The sequence below is a fragment of the Microvirga sp. P4_G7 genome (assembly GCF_056401005.1).
The window spans coordinates 1-6,397 of sequence record NZ_JBFUKD010000173.1 but is presented as its reverse complement, the minus strand read 5'-3'; the positions used below and the strand labels follow the sequence as shown (position 1 = coordinate 6,397).

General features: G+C 61.2%; 5 protein-coding genes. All 5 read left to right on the top strand.

Annotation, left to right across the window (positions count from 1 at the left end; genetic code table 11):
- The first annotated feature begins 284 nt into the window (after positions 1-284).
- The 5 genes from AC1DT3_RS09840 (at position 285) to AC1DT3_RS09820 (ending at position 6,215) form a co-directional block, all read left to right on the top strand.
- Positions 285-1,025 carry a calcium-binding protein gene (locus tag AC1DT3_RS09840; protein ID WP_477465073.1) on the top strand — a complete coding sequence of 247 codons (741 nt, stop codon included), beginning with the start codon at positions 285-287 and terminating at the stop codon, positions 1,023-1,025.
- Positions 1,026-1,091: 66 nt separating this feature from the next.
- The gene (locus AC1DT3_RS09835) at positions 1,092-3,326 is read left to right on the top strand and encodes a glycosyltransferase family 2 protein (RefSeq protein ID WP_477465072.1); all 2,235 of its coding nucleotides are present in this window, start codon (positions 1,092-1,094) and stop codon (positions 3,324-3,326) included.
- Positions 3,323-4,159, top strand: coding sequence for a class I SAM-dependent methyltransferase (locus tag AC1DT3_RS09830; protein ID WP_477465071.1), 837 nt, complete (start codon positions 3,323-3,325; stop codon positions 4,157-4,159). Before AC1DT3_RS09835 ends, AC1DT3_RS09830 begins: the two co-directional genes overlap by 4 nt.
- Positions 4,156-5,442: a glycosyltransferase family 4 protein gene (locus tag AC1DT3_RS09825; RefSeq protein ID WP_477465070.1), complete on the top strand. Its 1,287-nt coding sequence runs from the start codon at positions 4,156-4,158 to the stop codon at positions 5,440-5,442. Before AC1DT3_RS09830 ends, AC1DT3_RS09825 begins: the two co-directional genes overlap by 4 nt.
- Entirely contained in the window at positions 5,439-6,215 is a 777-nt protein-coding gene (locus tag AC1DT3_RS09820) for a hypothetical protein (RefSeq protein ID WP_477465069.1), read from the top strand. Before AC1DT3_RS09825 ends, AC1DT3_RS09820 begins: the two co-directional genes overlap by 4 nt.
- The last annotated feature ends 182 nt before the right edge of the window (positions 6,216-6,397 follow it).

The following is a 6,397-nucleotide window of genomic DNA, read 5'->3' as shown; positions in this document are numbered from 1 at the left end:
CTATTTCGAAAATCAAACTAAATTACTCTATAAGTATAGACAATAAATACTCGAATTAGTCGCTAATAAAAACTGATGTAATTTCAAATATTTATTTGCGTTGTCAGGCAATTATACTTTGCTGATCGGCAGATTTTATTTAACCTGCCTAAGTCGAGCCAAATTTCTCTGGCCCTATGCCTTTGATGGTTCGATTTCCATCGCATGATTCGCGAAATCAAATGGTCGGTCGGTGCGATCGGGCGATGTCCGCTCTTCCGGCGCAAAACACGAAGGAGATAGATATGGCAACTCTTGGAGGGGGTGCTTCGAGCGACGTGCTGTTCGGCACAAGCTCGCCCGATGTGATTTTCGGTCAGGGGGGTGACGATCTCATATTCGGCGGCCGGGGTAGCGATGTGCTGTTCGGCGATGCCGGCGACGATGTGGTCTTCGGCGGCGACGGCGAAGACGCGCTCTTCGGTGGTGCCGGCGACGACAAACTCTTCGGCGGCGCAGGGAACGATCTCCTGCAAGGCGGCGCAGGAGACGATTTGCTCTTCGGCGGTAACAACGACGACATCCTTCAAGGCGGGGATGGGAGCGACTATCTGCGTGGCGGAAACGGCAGCGACATCCTTCAGGGTGGTGTCGGTGACGATGTCCTCGACGGTGGCTCCGGTAGCGACCTGCTGCAAGGCGGGGATGGCAGTGACATCCTGCGCGGCGGTTCCGGTGACGACCTTCTGCAAGGCGGCGCCGGCGACGACGTTCTCCATGGCGGAGCAGGTCGTGACGTCTTCGTCTTCTCGGGCGGCGGCGGAAACGATGTCGTTCTCGACTTCAAGGTCGGTGAAGATCTCCTGCAGGTGTCGAAAGGCATCAACGGCACCGACATTGAATCCGCGGACGATCTTGCGGGGCGCCTGCATCAGGTTGGAGCCAACACCCTGGTTGACCTCGGCAACGGCGACACGGTCACTCTTGTCAATGTGAACGCCGACGACGTTCACGACAATCCGACCGACTACTTCACCGTTCACTAGCGAGATCGGACGTCGCGATCCAATCGGTCGCGGCGTCCTTTTCCAATGGTTCAGCGAGCGCCATCGATGCTTGACGTCAGTCCCCCCATCCTATCGGTCGACCAAGCGTCTCGGCCGCGCGTCGCGCTCCTGGCGCGTGGGGTCATTCTGCTTTCGCTCGACGTACCGCACATCGTGCGCGCCTCGGCACCGCTGTCGATCGTCGATCGTGAATCGGCGACGCCCGGCGCATCGCTACGCCTTTCCTTGACGGACGGTGGAACCCGCTTGTTGTGGGTGCTGCGACGGCCACATGATGGTTCCTTCGACATCTCGTTGGCCAGCCCGCTCGGCCAGAACGTCAACGTTTCCGTCGAACCCGATGCACAACTTGGTTGGATCGACGGCAGGGAATTGCTCCGCGGCATCGACGGAGGTGGCCGGGTCGCCCTCGTATCGGCGTTGTTCAACGTCTGGTCGCCGCTGTTCAAGCTTCATCGCTCTCAGGCCTTCGTCAAGTTTCTCCGCTCTGTCCTCATGGATCTCGCGCCGGAGCCCATCGGAGCGACCGCGATCGCCACCGCGGGGGCCGACTACATTCTGTTACGCACGTCGCTCACTCCCGACTTCTCGAAGATCGATGCGATCTATGCTCTGTCAGGCGAGGGGCCATCACGCCTCGGCAGTCGCCCGCATCGTTCCGGCTCTAGCCCGGACGGGCGAGATGCGCTGCACTTCTTCGCTAGGCGGACGCTAGTCAAATCCCCGTTCGCGATGATCGTGATGATCGGACCGGGCGGCATGTCCGTTCGCTCGATCTCGACACCGGATTCGCGGCTTCCCTCCCTTGCAGATTGGCTGTCGGGCGAAGCGAAGTCGGCGCACGGATTGCGCGAACATCTTTTGATCGACCTGTCACAGCTTTCGGAAACAGGAAAACTCGTCTCCATCGACACGCAGCTGCGCTCGCCATTGCAACCGAAGCGGATCGCCGGGCGTGCGATTTCGCCTTCGGCCGAGATCGTCTGCGCTCTGTCGACGTCTGCCGGAACCCTTGTCACCGGGTGGTACGACGATCCCTCCGGAATCGTCGCCAGTCTTTCCATCGACGGGCCGGACGGCGCAATCGACCTCAACGGCACGCAGCATCGTTTCTCGGTTGACGTCAGCAACCCGCGCGGCGGCGATACGATGAAGGCGACGGGCATGGTGGCGCTCGCACCGGCTTCCCGCCGCGGCGGCGCAGCGCTCTTGCAGCCACGCTTCCGCCTCGGGTTGAAATCCGGCGGTCACTACGCGCTCGTTCCGCCGCCGCAACCGGCCGACCCTGTCCAGGCGCGCGCAGTCGCGTTGCGCGCCGTTCCGCCTGAACATGTGAGCGAAGTTCTGCTTGCCAATGTGCTCGCTCCGGTGATTGCAGACCTTCATGCCAAAGTCGGAGCTAGTATCGGCGCGCCCTCGAGCCGTTGGATCGGCGTTCCGATCGAAAGGCCGAAGGTTTCTGTCGTCATTCCTCTCTATCGCGTGCTGGATTTCCTGCGGTTCCAGATCGGCGCCTTCGCGACCGACCCCTGGTTTCGAACGCAGGCGGAGCTCATCTTCGTGCTTGATTCGCCGAACCAAGCGGCGGAAGTCGAGCACCTGCTCGGCGGTTTGAATCTGGTCTACGGCCTGCCGATGCTGCTCGTCGTCATGGATCGCAACGGCGGCTACGCGCGGGCGTGCAATGTCGGTGCGACCTTTGCGCGTGCCAATGCGCTCGCGTTCATCAATTCCGACGTTATTCCACTCGATACGGGATGGCTCGATCGCTTAGTCGGACGGCTTGGAGGCAAGCGCAGAATTGGAGCTGTCGGTCCCAAGCTGCTGTTCGAAGACGGTTCGATCCAGCATGCGGGGATGTATTTCGGCCGCGATCACCGGGGGCGGTGGTTGAACCAGCATTTCTTCAAGGGAATGCCACGCCGCTATGCACCGGCCATGCAGGAGCGGATCGTTCCTGCCGTGACCGGAGCCTGCCTCGTGATGCCGAGGGCGCTCTTCGAATGCGTCGGCGGTTTTTCGCAGGATTACGTCATCGGTGACTACGAGGACAGTGATCTCTGCCTCAAGATCACGAAAGCCGACCGGGCCATCTCCTACGTACCGGATGTCGAGCTCTATCATCTTGAACGTCGATCGATGTCGGTCAACGCGGATTACATGCGTGGAATCGCCTGGCAGTACAATTGCGCGCTGCATGCGGAAAGGTGGGGCGATCTGATTTCCGCCATTGCCGATGCGGACACGCTCACTCGAAAATCAAGGAGCGTCGCTCAATGAATGTTCAACGTGCCGTCGCAGCTTCGCCGAATGATCTGAACCTCTCTTCCGTCGAGGACACGCACCTGACGTGGTTGATGGAATCGATCGAGCGCAATCGATTCCTGCCGGCGCCATCGGAGGAAAACGTGTTCGTCGGCGATGGTGACTATCGCGCCATCGGTGCCGAGTTCCTGGGGCATTTCGTGCGTAAGGGCGGTCTTCGTCGGTTCGACCGTGTTCTCGACATCGGTTGCGGCATCGGACGCATGGCCGTGCCTTTGACGCAGTATCTCGATTCATCGGCCGGGCACTACGAGGGCATCGATCCTGTCGGCGAAGGAATCTCCTGGTGCACGCGCAACATAACGCCGACGTATCCGCAGTTCAGGTTCTGTCAGGTCGATGTCGCTCATCCGCTCTACAATCCGGACGGCGCGTTGCAGGGACACGAGGTGATCCTGCCGTTCTCCGATGCGAGCTTCGATTTCGCAATGATGATTTCCGTTGCCACCCATCTGCCGTCCCGTGAAATCGCCGCTTACGCCCGCGAGGTGACGCGCCTCCTTGCGCCCGGGGGCAGGCTTTTCCTGACGGCTTTCCAGATCACCCCAGGTGACGAGGACAGGCCGACCGCGCGACCGCGCTTCGTTCGCGGGGAAGAGCCGGGGTCCTGGTACGGCGACGTGTCGGCCCCGCTCGCCGCGATCGGCTTCGATGCGGGCATCGTCGAAGGTTGCCTCCAGGACGCGGGTCTGCGGATCGAGCGGATCGAATTCGGTCACTGGCGCGGCACCGACAGCACGCACTACCAGGACATCGTCGTCGCCGTGAAACCGGGAGGACGGGCTTGAGCACGCGCATTCTCGTCGTTGCCCATAACCATCCCGATCTGCATCCGGGCGGGACCGAGATCTTCGCGCATGACCTCTTCCGCGAGTTTCGTTCGCGCGAGGGAGTCGATGCCCTGTTCTTGGCGGMGACGAACGGCATTCATCGAGAGCCGCGGCCGGGCACGAGCTTTCAGGCTGTGGGAGATGCCCCGGATGAAGTGGTGGTTTGGAGCGGGCATTTCGATCAGTTCTATCTGAGCCAGATCGATACCTATGGAATCGTTCCGCAACTTGCCGGCCTCCTCGAGGAGTTCAGGCCGGACGTCGTTCACATTCACCACCTTCTTCTCATCGGGGCCGAGTTCATCCCGTTGGTGAGACGCGTTTTGCCGACGGCACGCATCGTGATGACGCTGCACGATTATTATCCGATTTGTGCGCATGACGGCCTGATGATGCGCACGAAGGGGCGCGAGCGCTGCAGCAATGCTTCGCCTCATCGCTGCAATACGTGCATGCCCGCAATCTCGGCAGACCGCTTTTTGCTGCGTGAGCGTCATCTCAAGACGATGTTCGCGGAGATCGACCGATTCATCGCGCCGAGCCGATTCATCAAGGATCGCTTTGTCACCTGGGGATTGCCTTCGGCCAAGATCGAGGTGGTGGCGAACGGGCGCCCCGCTGTTTCACCCGCTCCTCACCGGATCTCGCGGGACGGCAGGCGCGCGGTGTTCGGCTATTTCGGAAATTTCAACCCGTGGAAAGGCGTGACCGTATTGCTGAAGGCGGCACAGCGTCTCGTCGATAGCGGTGATGACGGGTTCGAACTTCGACTTCACGGTGGAGCGCCGTTCCAATCCCCCGACTTTGTGGAGGAGGTCGAGCGCCTGGCGACGGCGACAGAACCTCATGTGGTGCGTCTCGGTTCGTATCAGCGCGACGAGATCCCGGCCCTGATGGCCGCGGTGGATTGGGTGATCGTACCCTCCATCTGGTGGGAAAATGCACCGCTCGTCATTCAGGAAGCTTTTCGCCACCGTCGGCCCGTCATCGCCAGCAACATCGGCGGGATGGCCGAAGCCGTCAGCGACGGCGTCGACGGTCTGCACGTCAGGCCGGATGATCCGGTGGCACTGGCCCAGATCATGCGCCACGCCGCGGAGACCTCCGGTCTGTGGCAGCAATTGGTCGATGGCATCCACCAACCTGCAACTCTCACCGAGGTCGCCGATCGGCATCTCGCCCTGTACCGCAGCATCGGCCCGACGGTCGAAACAAAGCGCCGAGGAGCGAAAGCAGCATGAGCGTCGCGGATATCAAGAGACCTGTCGCAAAGGTGGAGGCACCAGTCGCAGCCCAGATCCAGGGGCGCGCCGATACCGTCGAGTCGGGACGCCTGTATGGTTGGGCATGGGATCGCGCACGCCCGAAGGAGCGTCTCCTCATTCGCGTTCTGATGAGCGGTCGAATGGTTGCTTCGGCCACAGCGGACAAGCCGAGGGTCGACTTGCGTCGCAACGGGATTGGTGACGGGAATTTCGCCTTTGAGGTGGAGCTTCCGCCGTCACTCTCTGGAGCGAATATGCGCGACCAGATGACGGTCATCGCGGTGTCGCCTGCGACCGGCGAGGAAACTGTTCTGGATACGCCGAGCAACGACGAGCGTGCCGCGGAGGCGGCGGTCGCCGCACCGCTCAGCCGCGTCATGGATCAACTCGAGGTCCTCATCGCGGCGCAGAGACGGTCTCAAATCATCCAGCGTGAATCGGTCGAGGCGATGCGCGCGACGGCGGAGCAGGTCGAGAAGATGTCGTCGCAGGAGGACGGCGTGGGTGCGGCTCTCGAAATGATGCGAGGCAGTCGTGACGACCTCACACAACGCATCTCGGATGTAGAGGTGTTCCTTCTCCGTTTCGACAACGTGCTGTCCGAACTCGATCGGCGCATCCGCGATCTCGGAAACGCCGCCGACCGGCCCATGCGTCGTGCCGTGTCGCTTCTGATCATGCTTGGCGGCGTCTGTGCCGTCGGCTCCGTTGCTTCGGTCCTGATCTTGATCCGGGCCGGACTTCACTGATTGCAACCGTCTCCGCACGTTCGCGGGGGGCTTACAGATTGTCACGGAGAGGATTGTTTTGAGCGAATACCCGGCTTTTCCCATCGACGGACAAACGGCACTCGCGTCGCCCGTCGGCGAAGATCTCGTGCTGATCTGCGGCGTCGCCGAGACGATGCCGCACGCGGTGGCCGTTCTGCTCA

What these genes read in the sequence shown, in the direction of transcription:
- AC1DT3_RS09835 (WP_477465072.1), top strand. Translation starts at nt 1,092, where the DNA reads ATGCTTGACGTCAGTCCCCCCATCCTATCGGTCGACCAAGCGTCTCGG.
- AC1DT3_RS09820 (WP_477465069.1), top strand. Translation starts at nt 5,439, where the DNA reads ATGAGCGTCGCGGATATCAAGAGACCTGTCGCAAAGGTGGAGGCACCA.
- AC1DT3_RS09840 (WP_477465073.1), top strand. Translation starts at nt 285, where the DNA reads ATGGCAACTCTTGGAGGGGGTGCTTCGAGCGACGTGCTGTTCGGCACA.
- AC1DT3_RS09830 (WP_477465071.1), top strand. Translation starts at nt 3,323, where the DNA reads ATGAATGTTCAACGTGCCGTCGCAGCTTCGCCGAATGATCTGAACCTC.